We start from the raw sequence: 17,142 nt of genomic DNA on the forward strand, positions 1-17,142 counted from the left end.
GCACGACGAAGGCGCTCAGAGGGGCGGCCTAGTCTGGAGGCATGCGGTTGTCCTCGACCCGAGCACACGAGCCGCACCAGGCCCGCCGACGCGGGGGTGTCGTGCTCCTGCTGCTCTCGACTCTGCTCGCCGGCGTGGCGTGCGCGCCCGGTGGCTCCTCGCACCGACCCGCCGCCCCGACCACCTCGGCCGCGTCGGCCGCGACTCCCGCACCGTCGTCCTCGGCTGACAATCGATCCCGAGCCCAGGAGATCCTGAGCCGGATGGATCTCGCTCAGCAGGCGGCCTGTGTGGTGATGGGGAACGTGCCGGGCACGGATCCGGCTCCGATGCGAGCGATGATGGGCGGCGGCTTCAGCGGGTTCATCCTGATGGGCTCCAACATGCCCGCCACTCCCGACGAGCTGCACGCGATGACCGCGGCGCTCACGGTCGATCCGGGGCTGCCGCCATTGATCGCCACGGACGAGGAGGGCGGCGACGTCGTGCGGCTGCCCTGGGACGACCAGCCGGGCGCGGACGTGCTCAAGGCACAACCTGCGGACGCCACCAGGGTCGCGTTCGCCCAGCGCGGGACGCTGCTTGCGCAATCGGGGGTGACGGTCAACTTCGGCGTGGTCGCGGATGTTGCGCAATCGCCGGAGTCGTTCATCTACGCCCGTTCGTTCGGGACGGACCCGGCCGCGGCCGCCGAACGGGTCGACGCCGCCGTGCGCGGGCAGGCGCCCTGGGTCTCGGCCACGCTCAAGCACTTCCCCGGGCACGGCGCCGCCGAAGGGGACTCGCACCGCATGATCCCGAGCACCGGGATGGACCTGGCGACGTGGCGGGCACAGGTCGCGCCGCCGTTCCTCTCCGGAATCAGGGCGGGTGCGCCGATCGTCATGATGGGGCATCTCGCGTACACCGCCGTCGATGCACAGCCCGCATCCCTGTCGCCACGCTGGCATCAGATCCTGCGCGATGACCTCGGCTTCCGGGGTGTCATCGTCACCGACGACCTCGACATGCTGGTCGACTCCGGTGAGCCCGCCTATGCCGATGAGGTGGCGGATGCCGTGCAGTCGGTCGCGGCCGGGAGCGATCTCGTGCTGGCGCTCGACGGCGCGGGGCCGGACACCGCGCAGAAGATCGCGGACGGGCTGGTTGCGGCCGTGCGCAGCGGCGCACTCCCCGCCGAGCGCCTGCGCGAGGCCGCCTCCCGGGTGGTCGCCCTCCGGCTGGACATTGCGGATCGCAGCAGGGGGCGTTGAGCGACGGCACGCCGGGGCCGAGTGCACCTCGCTCGCTGGTCGCAGATTGCGGCTCAGCGTCGAGGAGAACGACAATTCGCGACAAGTGAGCAGGGGAGAAGACCGAGGGAGCACTCCTGCGGGGGTGCGGGTGAAGGAGCTGAGCGGGAAGGCGTCAGCCCAGCCAGGCCTCGAGGATCCGTGCGCGCAGCGTGTTGCCGCGCTCGGCGAACTCGCGCTGCCGGCGCACGTACTCGGCCTTGCCCTCCGCCGTCTCGATCCGCACCGGCTCGACGCCCCAGTCGCTCAGGTCGTACGGGGCGGCCTCCATGTCCAGGATCCGGATGTCGCGGGCCAGCTCGAACGCGTCCAGCAGGATCTCGCCCTCCACGAGCGGTCCGAGCTTCATGGCCCACTTGTAGACGTCCATGCCCGCATGAAGGCATCCGGGCTGCTCGAGGAGCGGCTGTGTCTTGCGGGTCGGGGCGAGCCGGTTGCGCGGCACCGCCTCCGGCGTGAAGAACCGGTACGCGTCGATGTGCGTGCAGCGCAGTTCGCCCTGCTCCACAACCGCATCGGTGCCGGCCTGGCCCAGACGCAGCGGCACCTCATGCCGGTGCTCCGGCGTGCGATAGACCATTGCCCATTCGTGCAGGCCGAAGCAGCCGAACTGGCCGGCACGGGCGGCGGTACGCGCGAGCATCGCGTGCACGAGACGCGCGAGCTCAGGCTTCTCCGCGGCGAAGGCCGCCGCGTCGGGCATGACCGCAGATCCGGGAACCGCCGCCGGTGCAGGGGAGTACCAGCGCCACTCCGCACGCTCGGAGGCATCCTCCAGCACGACGCCCGCCCCGGGGTGCCACCGGCGCAGCTGTCCCGGTTTGTAGCCGTAATACGTGAACAGGAAGTCGTGGACCGGGTGCTTCTCGCGGCGCGCCTGGCGGGCGCGGTGCTCCGCCGTCAGCGCGTCGGCGCGCTCGGCATGGGCATCTGCGCGGGCGGACCAGGTCCCGCGGTCGAGACGGGCGCGCACGACCGTGGCGGCGATCGCGCTCTCCGAAGTCGGGGGAGCCGAAGTCGGGGGAGCAAGGGCCGGTGTCCCGGCGGCGCGGCTCATGACTCGGAATGCACGACGCCGACGTCGATGAGCTCGTCGAGGATCCCGGCGCCGTCCTCCGCGCTCACCCAGGGGGCGAGGTCCTCGTCGCGCGCCTCGGCATCGGCCGCGTCACCGTCGGCGCGAGCCGCGGCGCGGCGGCCGGCGAGCACGCCTTCGGCCGGAAGCAGCCGACGGATCGCGACCGCGGCGACGTTCTCGGGGTGGTCGACGAGGAACTGCCCGTAGATCGCCTCGTCGTGCTGCCCGTCGTCGCCGATCAGCAGCCAGCGCATGTGCGGGAACTCCTCGGCGAGTCGCCCGAGGTTCTGCAGCTTGTGCTCGCGCCCGCTGCGGAACCAGCGCTCGTGGGTGGGGCCCCAGTCGGTGAGCAGCATGGATCCGGCCGGGAACAGATGCCGGGAGAGGAAGCGGTTCAGCGTCGGCGCCACGTTCCAGGCGCCCGTGGAGAGGTAGATCATCGGCGAGCCGGGGTTGTCCCGCATGAGCCGTTCGAGCAGCACCGCCATGCCGGGGACCGGGGTGCGGGCGTGCTCGTCGACCACGAAGGAGTTCCACGCCGCGATCAGCGGACGCGGCAGAGCGGTCACCATGACCGTGTCGTCGACATCGGAGACCACGCCGAAGCGCACGTCCTCTGCGACGACGAAGATCCGCGCGGGGGTCGCTTCCTGCCCTTCGACCGACATCGTCACCTGCTGCCACCCGCTGGGCAGGTCGGCCTCGATCCGGCAGTCGATGACCCCGCCGCGATCGGCCGTGACCTCGTGCGTGCGTCCCGCCACGGTGATCGTGACGGTGGCGAAACTCACCGGGATGCCCATGAAGCTGCGCCAGCCGCGCACGCTCGCATCCTTGCCGCGCCCACGCGTCTTCGGCAGGATCAGCACCCGGCCGACCACCCGGATCCAGCCGGGTCCGCCGTAGCCCGGGAACGGCACCACCGTGGCGGTGCGGCCGCGCTTGCGGGCGCGCCGTTCGCGCCACGCGTGGAAGCGGTGCTCCAGGCGGGCGAACCAGTGGATCCGCACCGGTCGTGATGAGGGCGAGGGCATAGCGCGTCTAGTCTTTCACGTCCGCACCCCGATGCAGGCTCCGGGCGCGGAACGCCGCCCCTCACGGGCTGGGATAACCTGGAGGTTGCCCTGTTCGGGGCATTCTTTTCCCCTGCCGCAGAGAATGGTCGTCGCGTTGTCTGAGAACCCGTCCCACACCGCATCCCCGTCGAACGACGGCGAGCCGCTGTCGGCCGCGGAGCAGGCACACGCGCTTCAGGCCAAATGGCAGAAGTACTGGGCGGAGAACGAGACCTTCCAGGCCGGCGGGGCCGAAGACGTGCGCCCGCGCAAGTACGTGCTGGCGATGTTCCCGTATCCCTCGGGCGACCTGCACATGGGCCACGCCGAGAACTACCTCTACTCCGACATCGTGGCGCGATTCTGGCGGCACCGCGGGCACAACGTCCTCAACCCGATCGGCTGGGACTCGTTCGGCCTGCCGGCCGAGAACGCCGCGATCCGTCGCGGAGCGGATCCGCGCGAGTGGACGTACCAGAACATCGCGCAGCAGAAGGCGGGCTTCCAGGCCTACGGGGTCTCGTTCGACTGGAGCCGTGTGCTGCACACCTCCGACGAGGAGTACTACCGCTGGAACCAGTGGCTGTTCCTGAAGCTCTACGAGCGGGGCCTGGCCTACCGCAAGAAGAGTCCGGTGAACTGGTGCCCGAACGACCAGACGGTGCTCGCGAACGAGCAGGTCGTCGACGGGCGCTGCGAGCGGTGCGGTGCGGAGGTCGTGAAGAAGAACCTCACGCAGTGGTACTTCAAGATCACCGACTACGCCGATCGTCTGCTCGACGACCTGAACCAGCTCGAGGGCTTCTGGCCGCACAAGGTGCTGCAGATGCAGCGCAACTGGATCGGCCGCTCCGTGGGCGCCGACGTCGACTTCGCGATCGAGGGGCGCGAGGGCGTCGTCACCGTGTTCTCCACGCGTCCTGACACCCTGCACGGCGCCACCTTCATGGTCGTCGCGCCCGACTCGGACCTGGCCGCGGAGCTGGCCGCCGGGTCGTCGGCGGAGGTGCAGAAGCGCTTCTCCGAGTACCTCGCGCAGGTGCAGAAGACCAGCGAGATCGACCGGCAGGCGACCGACCGGCCGAAGACCGGCGTGTTCCTCGACCGCTTCGCGATCAACCCCGTGAACGGCGAGCGGCTGCCGATCTGGGCCGCCGACTACGTGCTGGCCGACTACGGACACGGCGCGGTCATGGCCGTGCCCGCGCACGACCAGCGCGACCTCGACTTCGCCCGCGCCTTCGATCTGCCGGTGCGGGTCGTGGTCGACACGACCGCCCCGATCACCGGCGCGCTGCCCGTGATCGAGGTGGACGAGGACGGCGTGCCGATCGAGCCGCTGGAGTCGCTGGACGACCAGCACCCGGCGAAGACCGGCATCGCCCTGACCGGCGACGGCCGCATGATCAATTCCGGCGAGCTGAACGGCCTGTCCAAGCGCAACGCGATCGCCCGTGCGATCGAGCAGCTGGAGGCCGCGGGTCGAGGCCGTGCCGCCAAGAACTACCGCCTCCGCGACTGGCTGATCTCGCGCCAGCGGTTCTGGGGCACCCCGATCCCGATGCTGCACACGCAGGACGGCGAGATCGTCCCCGTGCCGGAGGAGCAGCTGCCGGTGCGCCTGCCCAGCGTCGAGGGGCTGGATCTGTCGCCGAAGGGATCCTCCCCGCTCGGAGCCGCGACCAGCTGGGTGCAGACGACCGTGCCCGGCACCGGGGAGCCGGCGCTGCGCGACCCGGACACCATGGACACCTTCGTGGACAGCTCCTGGTACTACCTGCGGTTCCTGTCGCCGCAGAGCGACACGGTGGCCTTCGATGTGGACGAGGCGCGCCGCTGGGCGCCCATCGACTCCTACGTCGGCGGCGTCGAGCACGCGATCCTGCACCTGCTGTACGCGCGGTTCATCACCAAGGTCCTCTTCGACATGGGCCTGATCGACTTCACCGAGCCGTTCTCGAGCCTCATCAACCAGGGCATGGTGATCCTGGACGGCGCGAAGATGTCGAAGAGCAAGGGCAACCTGGTGCTCTTCCAGGAGGAGCTCGACGCCTACGGCGCCGACGCGCTGCGTGTGGCCCTGGCCTTCGCAGGGCCCGTGGAGGACGACAAGGACTGGAAGGACGTCTCGACCACCGGCGCCCAGAAGTTCCTGGCCCGCGCGCTGCGTGCGGCGCACGATGTCGCGAGCCCGGTCGACGTCGTCTTCGCCGGCGGCGATGCGGCGCTGCGCCGCGCCACCCACCATCTGCTGGCCGATGCGCCGGCGCTCGTGGAGCAGACCAAGTTCAACGTGCTGGTCGCACGCCTGATGGAGTTGGTGAACGCGGTCCGCAAGACGATCGACACCGGAGCCGGTCCCGCCGACCCCGCCGTGCGCGAGGCCGCCGAGACCGTCGCCGTCATGCTCGATCTGGTCGCTCCGCACACGGCCGAGGAGATGTGGGAGATCCTCGGGCACGAGCCGTCCGTGGGCCTCGTCACCTGGCGTCAGGCCGACCCGGTGCTGCTCGTCGAGGACACCGCCACCTGCGCCGTGCAGGTCAACGGCAAGGTTCGTGCGACGCTCGAGGTGCCGGCCAAGATCGGCGACGCGGACCTCGAGACGCTGGCCCGCGCCGACGAGAAGGTGCAGCGCGCCCTGGACGGCAAGGAGATCGTGCGGGTCATCGTGCGGGCGCCGAAGATCGTGAACTTCGCCGTCAAGGGCTGAGATCCATTGCGCTCCGGGGGGAAGGGAGCGCGCGCCCTCAGGGTGATGCGGCGCGTGCTCGGCACGGTGGCTCTGGTCGCTGTGCTCGCCGGTGCGGGCCTGCTGCTGGCGTGGCAGCTTCCGCGACCGGTGAGCGACACCAGCGCGATCGGCGTGCTCTGGCACCAGCACGACGCTGAGCTCGGCGCTGCATGGAACCGCGAAACGTGCACAGGCGGAGTGTGCCGGCAGGATTTCCGTGCGGGCACGATCTACGCGGCCGCGAACGGCTCTGCGCATGTCGTGCGTGCGAACGCGGTCGGCGGGGCCTTCGACGAGTTCGGCGGCGTGGCGTCGCTCGGCCTGCCGATCGCGGAGCAGAGCGGATCCGCCGACCGGCCGTGGCAGGCGTTCCAGCGGGCGGGGATCTTCGCGGACGGCGATGGCGATCCGATCCTGGTGCGCGGCGCGTTGTGGCGGTCGTGGTTGCGCTACTCGCAGGAACGCGGCGGACTCGGCTTCCCGAAGGGCGCCGAGCACGCGGATCGGCGCGGCACCGTCGTGCAGGAGTTCGTGAACGGCACGATCTATGTGCGCGACGGCAAGGCGGTGCCGACCGTCTCGGACATCGCAGAGGCCCATCGTCGCGCAGCGGGGGCCTTCGGACCGCTCGGGTACCCGAAGGGCATCCAGCGAGCGGTCGGCGATCGCCTGGTGCAGGAGTTCGACGGCGGCGAGGTGTGGTGGTCCGACGGCACCGGGGCAGCATCGGTGCAGCCGCCGTTCCTCGCGGCGTACCACGATCGCGGCGGAGCGGGCGGCGCGCTCGGCCTGCCGACGGCCGAGGCGTCGAAGCTCGCGGGCGGCGCCATGCAGTCGTTCCAGGGCGGCGCCCTGTACCGCTCGGACAGCGATGGGGCGATCCTCGCGACCACGGCGGGCGACATCCAGAACCGGTACGAGGAGCTGGGCGGCCCCACGGGCGAGCTCGGCCTGCCGGCGGGAGAGAAGGTCGACGTCACGGGCGGTCGCTATCAGGCCTTCGCCGGTGGCGTGCTGCTGTGGCATGAGGGCGTCGGGGTATTCCGTCTCGATGCGGAGGACTTCGCGATCTGGGCTGCGGATCCGGCCCGTTTCGGCTGGCCGATCAAGGACTCCTGGACGGATGACCGCGGCGCGCATCAGGACTGGGAGAAGGCGCAGACGGTGCTGCGGGCGGGCCGTCTTCTCACCGTCCCTGGGACGCCGGTCGACGGATCCACGGCCGTGCTCATCTGCGACTCCCAATGCTCGGGCGACTCATGGATCGACCAGGGTGCGCGGGGCGCAGGCTTCTCGAACATCGCGAAGTTCGGGTATCCGGGATCCGGATACCTGGCTCCGATCGGGGGCAGTGCGGCGGGGGTCGTGGAGAGCGTGGCCCGCAACCGCGTGCTGCTGCCCGAAGGGGACCCGGGGGTCGTGATCGTCACCCTGGGCGGCAACGACACCGCGCAGAAGCGCCCCACGGCAGAGGTCACCGCTGCGGAGGGCCAGCTGATCGGCCTGCTGCGGCAGGCGTACCCGAACACTCCGATCGTCGTGAACGGCGTGATGAGTCGCAGCGATGCGGCGCACGCGGCACGACGGGCGATGGATGCGGCGGTCACCGAGGAAGCGCGGACCCAGGGCGTCTCGGCGATCTCGGTCGCGGGCTGGGTCAGTGACTACTCGGCGCCCCAGGCGGACGCGGTGCACCTGACGCCGGCGGGGCATGCGAAGATCGCGCCGCACTACGCGGAGGCCCTGCGCGCGGTGCTCGGGCGCTGACCGACTGCGGGTCAGATCCGCTCGAGCGGGTTGTCGGTGAGCTTGCCCAGCAGCCCGCCGTCGACGAGGCGGCGCGCGTGGCTGTGCGGCTTGCGCGCCGACTGCTGCTGCACGCAGTCGCCGAACTCCGCGGCGAGGCTGAGTCGGGGGTAGGCGGCGAGCACCTCGCGGCGGAACTCGAGGGGGATCTCCTCGTCGCGGCGCCCAGAGATGTCGAGGCCGGTCGAGGTCTCCAACAGGTACCCCTCGACGTCGTCGGCCGGATCCACGGACGGCCAGTTGTGTCGCACGATGATCTCGTTGACGCGGCGCTGACGGCCGGCGGACCATCCGGCGCCCGCCGTCAACGCCTCGCCGACGAAGCCGCCCGCCTCCTCATAGCCGAGGATGTGATTGTCGTACGCAGGAGCGAGTCCGATGTCGTGCAGCACGGCGCCTGTGTAGAGCAGCTCGTGGTCGATGCCGCGGTGCCCCTCCACGAGCGCGAACGCCTCCGCCCACAACCAGCTGCGCAGCACGTGGTTGACCAGCGCGGGGGACTGGAACCGTGTGACGATCTCGCGCGCTCCGCGGGCTGCGGCGGTGTCGGGCGGGAGGAAGTCGTGCAGGCGCATGGCGGCTCCGGGTCGTTCGGACGGTGGGATCAGCGTATCGGTCGGGGCGGCTCGAGGTCGCCGCGTTGCGGTCGTCCTTGTCCTCCACAGCGTCGGGGCGCCCCGGGTTGTGCACGGATTGCGCGGAGCCGGATCTGCGCGTCCGCCTGTGCGCCTAGCGTCGGCGTGTGAGCGAGCACGTGGAGTCTGAGGGCGTCGCGCCGACGGTCGTCGTGCGTGCGCCCCGACGGCTCCGCCTCGGACTCGGCGCGGCCGTGGTGGTGGCGCTCGTCGCCGTCTCCGTCACCGTCGGCATCGGCCTGCTGAGCCGGTCCACGGCGCCGGAGAGCATCTCCGTGATGCCGGAGCCCAGCGCGAGCGGATCCGTGATCTCCGCCGGCTCGGTCTACGTGCACGTGCTGGGCGAGGTGGCGAAGCCGGGGCTGTACGTGCTCGACGACGGCGCGAGGGTCGCCGAAGGGCTCGCCGCGGCCGGCGGCACGCTGCCGACCGCGGATCTGACCGCGGTGAACCTCGCCCGGCCGGTCACCGACGGGGAGCAGATCCTGGTCCCCGCCGTCGGTGCCGCAGCCACCGCCCCCGGCGCGGCTGCCGGCGGATCCGGTCCGGCGGGCGGGGGAGCCGCGGACCAGGGACCCGGAGGCCTCATCGACCTCAACACCGCGGATGCCACCACGCTCGAGGAGCTGCCGCGGGTGGGTCCGGCGCTCGCGCAGCGCATCATCGAATGGCGTACGACCAACGGGCGGTTCACGAGCGTGGACGACCTCCTCGGTGTCTCCGGCATCGGCGAGAAGATGCTGGCCGGGATCCGCGACCTGGTGCGGGTATGAGCCCGCCCGAGCACGGCACTCCGGCAGCGGCCCGGAGCGGCGTCGTTCCTCCGGAGAGCAGCTCGGCGGACCCGGCTCCGCCCATCCGGCGTCGGCTCAGGGACGTGCGCATGGTGCCGGTCGCCGTCACCGCCTGGGCGATCGCGCTGCTGGTCTCGTTCCTGCCCGGAGTCGCCGGAATCGTGATCGCCCTGGCGGTGCTGGGCGTCGTGGTCGTTCTCGTCGCCCGCCGTTCGTCGCCTGCCGTGCCCGTGTTCGCATCGCCGAGTGGTGTGCCGTCGCTTGGCGTGCTGTCGCGTGGTCCGAGAACGCTCGACGCGCTGGCCCGAGCGGCGCCCCTCGCGATCGTGTGCCTCGCCGTCGCGGCCGCGATCGCCGGCGCTGCAGCGGCGACGGCACCGGCCCGCGATCAGGCTGCGGCGCTGGCCGGACATGCGGTGACCGCGGAGGTGAGCGTGCGGTCGCTGCCCTCGCTCGGCGCGGACGGTCGGCTCTGGGCCGATGCAGACACGTCCCGGCTCGGGCCGGGCGACGATCCCCGGCCGCTGCGGGTGCCGGTGCGGATCGGGATCCCTCCCGATGCGCACGCCGCTACGCTCGGCCCCGGGACCGTGCTGCGGCTCATGGCAGAGGCGAAGGGCACCGACCCCGGGGAGCGTGCCGCCCTCGTGCTGTTCGCGAAGGGCGCTGCCGAGCAGCTGTCGCGCGGCGGCCCGGTCGAGCGTCTCGCGGGGGATGTGCGGGCGGCCTTCATCGAGCGCACTCAGCGCCTGCCCGAGCCCGGTTCCGAGCTGCTCCCGGGACTCGCTGTGGGAGACGTGCGCGCGGTGAGTGACGACCTAGACACGGCGATGAAGGCCAGCGGGCTCTCGCATCTGACGGCCGTGTCCGGCAGCAACCTCGCCCTCGTGGCCGCGGCTGCCTTCGGTATCGTCGCGCTCTGCGGCGGTGGCAGAGTGTTCCGCATCACGGTCGCGGTGCTCGCTCTCGCCGGGTTCGTGGTGCTGGTGACACCGCAGCCGAGCGTCATCAGGGCCGCGGCCATGGCCGGGGTGGCCATGGCGGCACTGCTGCTCGGGCGCCCGCGCGCCGGCCTCTCGGTGCTGCTGCTCGCGATCACGGTGCTGCTGCTCGCGGATCCGCGTCTCGCCGCGGCCCCCGGCTTCGCACTGTCGGCCGCCGCCACAGCGGGCCTCATCGTGCTCGCTCCGCCGCTTGCCGCCGGGCTCGGACGACGGCTTCCGAGGCCGGTGGCGCTGGCGATCGCCGTCCCGCTGTCGGCGCAGCTCGCCTGCGGGCCGATCATCGCCCTGTTCGCGACACAGCAGTCGCTGGTCTCCGTGGTCGCGAATCTCCTGGCCGAGCCCGCCTCGCCGATCGCGACGATACTGGGTCTGCTCGCGTGCCTGGCCATGCCCGTCCCCGCGCTCGCCGACCTGTTCGCCGCCGCGGCCTGGCTGCCCTCCGCGTGGATCGCGCAGACCGCCGTGACCACGGCCGCACTGCCGCTGGCCACGATCGAGACCCCGGCCGGCATCGGCTCGGCCCTCGCCGTGGCGGCGCTCAGCGCGTGCGCCTTCTGGGTGATCGCGCCGCATCGCCCGCTGCGCGCTGGGTGGCGGGCGATCGTGGGGGGTCTTGGGGCGGTCGTGATCGGCACGGCGGCGGGCTGGGGCATCGTCACCGGACCGGTCTCCCTGCTGCAGCGCCCCGCGGACTGGGGGATCGCGATGTGCGACATCGGACAGGGCGATGCGGTGCTGGTGCGGTCCGCCGGGCGGACCATGCTCATCGACACCGGGCCGGATCCGGATCCGCTGCGGCGCTGTCTCGACGACCTCGGCATCACGCGACTCGATCTGCTGGTGCTCACCCATTTCGATCACGACCACGCCGGCGCATCCGACGCGCTCGTGGGCCGAGCGGACGTCGTGCTGCACGGACCCGTGGACACGGCGGCACACCAGCACCAGCTCGATCGACTCGAGCGCGGAGGTGCGCAGATCATGGATGCCGCTGCGGGCATGACCGGGCGACTGGGTGGAGCGGACTGGCGCGTGCTCTGGCCTCGCCGCGATGAGAAGGTCTTCCCGCCGGGCAACGACGCCGGGGTGATCCTGCAGGTCACCGGCGGCGGCGTGCCGCGGAGCCTGTTCCTGGCCGATCTGTCGGCCGAGTCGCAGGGCATACTACGACGGCTCGCGCACCCGCACGACGAGACCGTCGTCAAGGTCGCGCATCACGGCAGTGCCGATCAGGATCCGCAGCTCTACGCCGACCTGGCTCCCGCCCTGGCCCTGATCTCGGTGGGCGAGGGGAACGACTACGGGCATCCGCGAGTGCAGACTCTGGACATGCTGCAGGCCCTGCGCACGCCGATCCTGCGGACCGACCAGCGTGGCACTATCCTCGTGTCCGAGGGGGAGGAGGGGCTGCGCGTCTGGACCGAGCGCCCGGTCCCGGCAGCCGATGGGCGTTCGACGCCGCACCCCCTGCCGACGTCGACGGCACGGGCGCCGTGAACGTCCGCACCCGCCGGTACGCTGGTGGTATGCCCGCACCGCGCTCCACCTCCGCCGCACGACGTGGAGGGAAGGCGACGAACATCCCGCAGGTGTCCTGGCGCGAGCCGCGGCCGGCGCCGATCGTGCTGGTGTCCGGGCCTGAGGAGATCTGCGCGGAGCGTGCGATCGCGGGAGTGCGCGCCTACCTGCGGGCGGAGGATCCGGCGCTCGAGGTCAGCGACCTGCGCGCCGATGACTACGAGTCGGGCAGCCTGCTCGGCCTGGCCTCGCCGTCGCTGTTCGGCGAGCCGCGCCTGCTGCGTATTTCGGGCGTCGAGCGCTGCACGGACGCGTTCCTCGCCGAAGCCGTCGCGTACCTCGAGCATCCACAGGAGGGCGCGACCGTCGTGCTCCGCCACACCGGTGCGACCGTGCGCGGCAAGAAGCTGCTCGACGCGATCCGCGCCGGCACCGGCGGGGGGATCGAGATCGCCTGCCCGGCCATCAAGCGCGACGACGAGAAGGCCGACTTCGCCGCGGGGGAGTTCCGTGCCGCCGGTCGGCGTATCCAGCCGCAGGCGTTGCGCGCACTGGTCTCCGCCTTCTCCGACGACATCACCGAACTCGCCGCCGCCTGTCAACAGCTCATCAACGACGTGCAAGGCGATGTCACGCCCGACCTCGTCGAGCGCTACTACGGCGGGCGCGTCGAGGTCTCCGCGTTCGTCGTCGCCGACACCGCGATCGCCGGGCGTCTGGGCGAGGCGCTCATCGCGCTCCGGCACGCCCTGTCCTCCGGGGCCGACCCGGTGCCCATGGTCGCAGCGTTCGCGATGAAGCTGCGGTCGATGGCGCGCGTCGCCGGCTCCCGGGAGTCGAATGCGGCACTCGCCGCCCGCCTGGGCATGAAGGACTGGCAGGTGGACCGGGCACGCCGCGATCTGAGCGGCTGGAACGAGCGCACCTTGGGGCTCGCGATTCAGGCGACGGCGCGCGCGGACGCTGACGTCAAGGGCGCGGCCCGCGATCCGATTTTCGCGCTCGAGCGCATGATCACGGTGATCGCCACACGCGCGCCCTACGGCGAAGCAGTCCGCTGAGCGAGCACGCCACCCGGGGTGGTCACCTCCGTGGACGTTGAGCGAGGACGGCGAAGCCGACCGAGACGAAACGCGGTGCTCTCGTGAGTGACGGCGCTTCGTCTCGCGCCTCGCTGCGCTCGGTGCTCGCTCAACGACCCCGGGGGTGCGACCATCCGGACACGACGAAGGCCCGCCCCGGATCGGGACGGGCCTTCGGAAGTTCCGGCTCAGAGAGCGGAGACCTGCTTCGCGATCGACGACTTGCGGTTCGCGGCCTGGTTCGAGTGGATGACGCCCTTGCTGACGGCCTTGTCGAGCTTCTTCGACGCCGTCTTCAGCGCGGCCTCGGCGGCAGCCTTGTCGCCACCGGCGATGGCCTTGCGGGTGTTGCGGACGGCGGTCTTCAGCTCGCTCTTGACGGCCTTGTTGCGCTCGTGCGCCTTCTCGTTGGTCTTGTTGCGCTTGATCTGCGACTTGATGTTCGCCACGGATGGAACCTTCGTTCGAGTGATGGATGGTTATGCCGGCCTGGCGGTAGAGGGGCGCCTCCGGCAGCGTGCAGGGGTGGGACCTGACACGCAAGCCAATCACCTATCTTATCAGGGATCCGGTCTGATGCCGAACCGGTGGATCGGGTCCCGGCGGTTTCGGCATCATCGTGGGACGCGGTCTCGTTCCTCATGACACGCCGTCGCGTTCGGGGCGAGGCGTCGGTGTAGGGTGTGCACGCTGGCGAAGGACCCGAAGGAGTCGTCCATGCCCGAATCCGTCATCGCTGACGTGCCTGCGCTCGAGCGTGGGCTGCTGCGCCGGCTGCGCTTCTCCGCCGCGACGGCGGCCTTCCAGATCGAGGGGGCGAGAGCCGAGGACGGACGCGCCAGATCCATTTGGGACGACTTCGTGGACACCCCCGGCCGGGTGCGCGATGCCAGCACGGCGGATCCAGGACCGGACAGCTACCACCGTGTCGCCGAGGATGTCGCGCTGCTGGCACGACTCGGCGTCGACGAGTACCGGTTCTCGATCTCCTGGGTGCGCGTGCTCCCCGACGGACGGCCGAGTCCGCAGGGGCTCGCCTACTACGACCGGCTCGTCGATCGCCTGCTCGACGCCGGGATCGCGCCGACGCCGACCCTGTACCACTGGGATCTGCCCTCAGCGCTGGAGGAGGACGGCGGCTGGCTGAGCCGCTCCACCGCCGAGCGGTTCGCGCAGTACACGGAGGTGGTCGCGGACGCGGTCGGCGACAGGGTGCGGCAGTGGTACACGATCAACGAGCCCGTTTCCACGACTCTGCAGGGCTATGCGATCGGAGAACTCGCGCCGGGTCGCACGTTGCTCTTCGACGCGCTGCCGACGGTGCACCACCAGCTGCTCGCGCACGGATACGCGGCGCGGATCCTGCACGCGCGCGGTGCGACCAGCGTCGGCATCGTCAACAACCACACGCAGGTGCTGCCCGCAACGGACTCGGAGGCCGACCAGCAGGCCGCGTACCTGTACGACCTCATCCACAACCGGATGTACGCGGATCCGGTGCTGCTCGGGCGTTACCCCGACCTCGAGCCGCTCGGCGTGACGCTCCCGGTGCAGGACGGCGATCTCGCGCTGATCAGCGCCCCCTGCGAGGTCTACGGCGTGAACTACTACAACCCGACGACCGTCGCGGCATCGGCAGGACCGATTCCGTTCGAGGTGGTGCCGACCCCCGGCGCCTCGGTCACCGGTTTCGGGCCGTTGTGGCCGATCGTGCCCGAGGCGCTGACCACCTTCCTCATCGATGCGAAGGAGCGCTACGGTCTCGCGCTGCCGCCCGTCGTCATCGCGGAGAACGGCGCATCGTTCCCCGAACCCGACCATGTCGACCAGCGGATCGAGGACGCCGCGCGCGTCTCCTATCTGCGCGGCCACCTTGCCGCGGTGCTCTCCGCGATGCGCGCCGGGGTGCGCGTCGACGCGTACACGGTGTGGTCGCTGCTGGACAACTTCGAATGGGCCGACGGGTACACGCAGCGGTTCGGGCTCGTGCACGTCGACATGGACACGGGGCAGCGCACCCCGAAGGCCTCGTACGCCTGGTACCGCGCGCTCATCGAGGAGGCACGCTCATGACCGATCACTCCGACGCTGCCGCTCCGAGTGCGGGGAAGAGGGTCGGCCCGCTCTGGATGACGCTGTTCACGCTCGCCTGGCTGGCGATCTGGACGGTCCAGCTGACCCCCATCCAGCTCCTGCTGCCGCTGCAGCTCGACACCGGCGCCCCGGGCGAGAACTGGATCGCCGGCGTCGTGTGGGCGGGCGTGGTGCTGTCGGTGGGCGGGCTCGTCGGCATCATCGCCGCGCCCGTCTCCGGTCGCTGGTCGGATCGCACCCGCTCGCGGTGGGGACGCCGCCGGCCGTGGGCGATCGGCGGATCCCTGCTCGCCGCGGTCGGGCTGGTGCTGACCGGCATCGTGGCCGGTCCCGTCGCCGTCGGCGGTGCGTGGATCGTCGTCTCGGTGGGCGTGTCGGTCGCCTCGGCGGCTCTCACGGCGATGATCGCGGACCAGCTCACCACTCAGCGCGGCGCGGCCTCGGCCGCGGCGAGCTCGGCCCAGGCGGTCGGCATCGTCGTCGGCGTGGGGGCCGTCGTGCTCATCGGGCTGAACGTGCAGCAGTCCTACTATCTGATGGCCGCGATCATCGCCGTGATCGGATCCGGCACGGCCCTGCTGCTGCCGGACGCGCCGGCGCACGAGCTCGCCCTTCCCGCTCCGCGCACCGTCGCCCGCACGGCGTCGTGGCGCGACCGGGACTTCCTGTGGCTGCTCGTCAGCCGCTTCGTCGTGAACATCGGCAACGCCTTCGGCACCTCGCTGCTGCTGTTCTTCCTGCTCTACGGCGTCCGTGTCCCGTCGGCGCAGGCGCAGGACGATCTGCTGATCCTGATCGTGATCTACACGGTGTTCGTCGTGATCGCATCGATCGTCGCCGGCATAATCTCCGACCGCGCCTCGGCGAACCCGCTGCGGGTGCGCCGCAGGATCACCGCGGTCTCCGCGGTCGTGCAGGCGGTCTCCGGCGTGGTGATCCTGATCAGTCCCTCGTTCGAGATGACCGCGGTCGCCGCCGGGATCATGGGCGCGGGGTACGGCGCGTACATGGCGGTGAGCCTCGCGTTCGCGACGGATCTGCTGAAGGATCCGGACGACCACGCGCGCGACCTCGGGCTCGTGAACGTGTCGGCGCAGCTGGGGCAGCTACTGGGGCCGTTGCTCGGTGCGGGCCTCGTCGCCCTGGTGGGCGGGTTCGGGCTGCTGTTCGGCGCCGCGGCCGTGCTGTCGCTCGTGGGGGCGGCGATGACCTATGCGGTCAGGGCGCCGTCTCCAGCGTCGCCAGTGCCAGCTGCAGCACCGCGTTGAACACCCGCGGCCGCATCGCGGTCACCAAGTGCGTCGTGCGCGGCACGATGATGAACTCCGCATCGGGCGCGAGCCGGCGGTACAGCGTCTCGTGGGTGCGGAGCTGGTCGAACTGCCCGTTCACGAACCAGGTGGGCACCGGGATGCGGGGCACGGCGGCGACGAGATCCAACTCGACGAGCGAGCGCAGCGCCTCGTCCTGCGTGGCCATGGCGTAGCCGCCGGCGCCGAAGTCCTCGCGCGTCGAGGCGGGCAGCGTCGCGTCCAGCACCTGACGGCTCAGCCACATGCCGCGATCCGGCATGGCGTTCAGCGCGCCCGCCAGCACGCGATAGGCGGCGAGCCCCGCGCCGCGGGGGAGCGCGGTGCACGAGGCCCCGACGAAGCCGGCGATCGGCGGCGTCGGATCCGCCCCGGCATACGCGGTCGAAAGCAGCCCTCCCATCGAATGCCCGACCAGCAGCACGGATCCGTCGGCGTCGCGCACCGCGGCGTCGACCGTGCGCATCGCCTCCTCGAGGGCGAACGGCTCGTCCATGCGGGTGCCGTGGCCGGGCAGATCCACGGCGACCGCCGGATTGCCGCGTTCGGCCAGGAACTCCTCCTGCGCGCGCCACATCGTCGACGAGGTGCGGATCCCGTGCACGAGGACCACGGACACGGGGGAGCGGCTCATGGCCGCCAGTCTAAAAGGTGCGACCGCCCGGGCCGCGCGTGTGCAGCCGGCGCAGAACGACGAAGCGGGGCCGGTGGCGAACCACCGACCCCGCTCCAGAATTGCG

The 17,142-nt window shown here is 71.3% G+C and carries 13 protein-coding genes; 8 read left to right on the forward strand and 5 right to left on the reverse strand.

What is annotated here, in order from left to right; genetic code table 11:
* Window positions 1–41 precede the first annotated feature (41 nt).
* A complete protein-coding gene (locus tag ACTJI8_RS01005; protein ID WP_440731561.1) occupies window positions 42–1,253 on the forward strand; it encodes a glycoside hydrolase family 3 N-terminal domain-containing protein in 1,212 nt (403 codons plus the stop codon).
* Between the two features lie 154 nt (window positions 1,254–1,407).
* Here the strand turns inward: ACTJI8_RS01005 and ACTJI8_RS01010 are convergent, their stop codons facing one another.
* Window positions 1,408–2,349, reverse strand: coding sequence for a 3-methyladenine DNA glycosylase (locus ACTJI8_RS01010; RefSeq protein WP_440731562.1), 942 nt, complete (start codon window positions 2,347–2,349; stop codon window positions 1,408–1,410).
* On the reverse strand, window positions 2,346–3,404 hold the full coding sequence (locus ACTJI8_RS01015; protein WP_440731563.1) for an App1 family protein: 1,059 nt from the start codon (window positions 3,402–3,404) through the stop codon (window positions 2,346–2,348). Before ACTJI8_RS01015 ends, ACTJI8_RS01010 begins: the two co-directional genes overlap by 4 nt.
* 124 nt (window positions 3,405–3,528) lie before the next feature.
* Here ACTJI8_RS01015 and leuS point away from each other — a divergent pair, with 124 nt between their 5' ends.
* Both leuS and ACTJI8_RS01025 read left to right on the forward strand, forming a co-directional pair.
* Window positions 3,529–6,138: a leucine--tRNA ligase gene (gene leuS, locus ACTJI8_RS01020; RefSeq protein WP_440731564.1), complete on the forward strand. Its 2,610-nt coding sequence runs from the start codon at window positions 3,529–3,531 to the stop codon at window positions 6,136–6,138.
* A 45-nt stretch (window positions 6,139–6,183) separates the two neighbouring features.
* A complete protein-coding gene (locus ACTJI8_RS01025) occupies window positions 6,184–7,926 on the forward strand; it encodes a GDSL-type esterase/lipase family protein (protein WP_440732417.1) in 1,743 nt (580 codons plus the stop codon).
* 11 nt (window positions 7,927–7,937) lie between these two features.
* Here ACTJI8_RS01025 and ACTJI8_RS01030 read toward each other — a convergent pair whose 3' ends face one another.
* Complete coding sequence (locus ACTJI8_RS01030) at window positions 7,938–8,540, reverse strand: HD domain-containing protein (RefSeq protein WP_440731565.1); 603 nt, start codon at window positions 8,538–8,540, stop codon at window positions 7,938–7,940.
* 167 nt (window positions 8,541–8,707) lie between these two features.
* On the opposite strand from ACTJI8_RS01030, the gene ACTJI8_RS01035 reads away from it, so the two are divergent.
* The 3 genes from ACTJI8_RS01035 to holA all read left to right on the forward strand — a co-directional run bounded on the left by ACTJI8_RS01035 (window position 8,708) and on the right by holA (window position 12,977).
* Window positions 8,708–9,373, forward strand: coding sequence for a helix-hairpin-helix domain-containing protein (locus ACTJI8_RS01035; RefSeq protein WP_440731566.1), 666 nt, complete (start codon window positions 8,708–8,710; stop codon window positions 9,371–9,373).
* Between the two features lie 110 nt (window positions 9,374–9,483).
* The gene (locus ACTJI8_RS01040) at window positions 9,484–11,895 is read left to right on the forward strand and encodes a ComEC/Rec2 family competence protein (RefSeq protein ID WP_440731567.1); all 2,412 of its coding nucleotides are present in this window, start codon (window positions 9,484–9,486) and stop codon (window positions 11,893–11,895) included.
* Window positions 11,896–11,924: 29 nt separating this feature from the next.
* A complete protein-coding gene (gene holA, locus ACTJI8_RS01045) occupies window positions 11,925–12,977 on the forward strand; it encodes a DNA polymerase III subunit delta (protein WP_440731568.1) in 1,053 nt (350 codons plus the stop codon).
* Between the two features lie 209 nt (window positions 12,978–13,186).
* On the opposite strand, the gene rpsT is transcribed toward holA, so the two are convergent.
* Window positions 13,187–13,447: a 30S ribosomal protein S20 gene (gene rpsT / locus ACTJI8_RS01050; protein ID WP_045270507.1), complete on the reverse strand. Its 261-nt coding sequence runs from the start codon at window positions 13,445–13,447 to the stop codon at window positions 13,187–13,189.
* 268 nt (window positions 13,448–13,715) lie between these two features.
* Here rpsT and ACTJI8_RS01055 point away from each other — a divergent pair, with 268 nt between their 5' ends.
* Together ACTJI8_RS01055 and ACTJI8_RS01060 are read left to right on the forward strand one after the other, a co-directional pair.
* Entirely contained in the window at window positions 13,716–15,071 is a 1,356-nt protein-coding gene (locus ACTJI8_RS01055) for a GH1 family beta-glucosidase (RefSeq protein WP_440731569.1), read from the forward strand.
* A complete protein-coding gene (locus tag ACTJI8_RS01060) occupies window positions 15,068–16,360 on the forward strand; it encodes an MFS transporter (RefSeq protein ID WP_440731570.1) in 1,293 nt (430 codons plus the stop codon). Before ACTJI8_RS01055 ends, ACTJI8_RS01060 begins: the two co-directional genes overlap by 4 nt.
* On the opposite strand, the gene ACTJI8_RS01065 is transcribed toward ACTJI8_RS01060, so the two are convergent.
* On the reverse strand, window positions 16,311–17,036 hold the full coding sequence (locus ACTJI8_RS01065; RefSeq protein ID WP_440731571.1) for an alpha/beta fold hydrolase: 726 nt from the start codon (window positions 17,034–17,036) through the stop codon (window positions 16,311–16,313). The two genes, ACTJI8_RS01060 and ACTJI8_RS01065, sit on opposite strands and share 50 nt — an antisense overlap.
* Window positions 17,037–17,142: the final 106 nt, after the last annotated feature.

The sequence above is a fragment of the Microbacterium sp. 22303 genome (assembly GCF_052045265.1).
Lineage (GTDB): Bacteria > Actinomycetota > Actinomycetes > Actinomycetales > Microbacteriaceae > Microbacterium.

Excerpts from the sequence above, each read along its gene's own strand:
- leuS (WP_440731564.1), top strand. The coding sequence starts at position 3,529 with ATGGTCGTCGCGTTGTCTGAGAACCCGTCCCACACCGCATCCCCGTCG.
- ACTJI8_RS01030 (WP_440731565.1), bottom strand. The coding sequence starts at position 8,540 with ATGCGCCTGCACGACTTCCTCCCGCCCGACACCGCCGCAGCCCGCGGA.
- ACTJI8_RS01015 (WP_440731563.1), bottom strand. The coding sequence starts at position 3,404 with ATGCCCTCGCCCTCATCACGACCGGTGCGGATCCACTGGTTCGCCCGC.
- ACTJI8_RS01010 (WP_440731562.1), bottom strand. The coding sequence starts at position 2,349 with ATGAGCCGCGCCGCCGGGACACCGGCCCTTGCTCCCCCGACTTCGGCT.
- ACTJI8_RS01005 (WP_440731561.1), top strand. The coding sequence starts at position 42 with ATGCGGTTGTCCTCGACCCGAGCACACGAGCCGCACCAGGCCCGCCGA.
- holA (WP_440731568.1), top strand. The coding sequence starts at position 11,925 with ATGCCCGCACCGCGCTCCACCTCCGCCGCACGACGTGGAGGGAAGGCG.
- ACTJI8_RS01040 (WP_440731567.1), top strand. The coding sequence starts at position 9,484 with ATGGTGCCGGTCGCCGTCACCGCCTGGGCGATCGCGCTGCTGGTCTCG.
- ACTJI8_RS01025 (WP_440732417.1), top strand. The coding sequence starts at position 6,184 with ATGCGGCGCGTGCTCGGCACGGTGGCTCTGGTCGCTGTGCTCGCCGGT.
- ACTJI8_RS01055 (WP_440731569.1), top strand. The coding sequence starts at position 13,716 with ATGCCCGAATCCGTCATCGCTGACGTGCCTGCGCTCGAGCGTGGGCTG.
- ACTJI8_RS01065 (WP_440731571.1), bottom strand. The coding sequence starts at position 17,036 with ATGAGCCGCTCCCCCGTGTCCGTGGTCCTCGTGCACGGGATCCGCACC.
- ACTJI8_RS01060 (WP_440731570.1), top strand. The coding sequence starts at position 15,068 with ATGACCGATCACTCCGACGCTGCCGCTCCGAGTGCGGGGAAGAGGGTC.